The sequence below is a fragment of the Rubneribacter badeniensis genome (assembly GCF_002899695.1).
GTDB lineage: Bacteria > Actinomycetota > Coriobacteriia > Coriobacteriales > Eggerthellaceae > Rubneribacter > Rubneribacter badeniensis.
In genome coordinates this window covers 1-543 of the sequence record NZ_PPEL01000188.1, presented here as the reverse complement: position 1 = coordinate 543, position 543 = coordinate 1, and the positions used below count along the sequence as shown (strand labels likewise).

At 65.2% G+C, this 543-nt stretch carries 1 protein-coding gene; it reads right to left on the bottom strand.

Annotated elements, in window-relative coordinates; translation table 11 throughout:
* Positions 1–529 (bottom strand): ABC transporter ATP-binding protein (locus C2L80_RS13585; RefSeq protein ID WP_129589983.1); only part of this gene is annotated, 529 nt, incomplete at its 3' end.
* Between the last annotated feature and the right edge of the window lie 14 nt (positions 530–543).

Sequence of the window (543 nt, the reverse complement as noted above, 5' to 3'; positions counted from 1 at the left end):
CGGCGATGAGCAGCTTCGGGTTGCACGACAGCGCCATGGCTATCATGACGCGCTGGCGCATGCCGCCCGACATCTGGTGCGGGTAGTCGTCGATGCGCTTCTCGGGGCTCGGGATGCCCACCTTGCGCAGCATGTCGATGGCGCGCTCGCGCGCCTCCTTCTTCGACACGTTCTCGTGCGTGCGGATGGCCTCCACGATCTGCTTGCCCACGCGGTACACCGGGTTGAGCGACGTCATGGGCTCTTGGAAGATCATGGCCATGTCGTTGCCGCGCAGCTCGCGGTACTCGCGTTCGGACAGCGTCACCAGGTCCTTGCCCTCGAACTCCATCGAGCCGCCGGCCACGTGCCCCGGCTCGGCCAGAAGGCCCATGACCGAGAGGCTGGTCACGGACTTGCCGGAGCCCGACTCGCCCACGATGGCCAGGATCTCGCCGGCGTCCACGTCGAAGCTCACGTCCTCGACGGCCTTGACGATGCCCTTCTTGACGGGAAACTCCGTGGAGAGGTTCTTCACCGATAACAGCATGCGATCACCTCTTC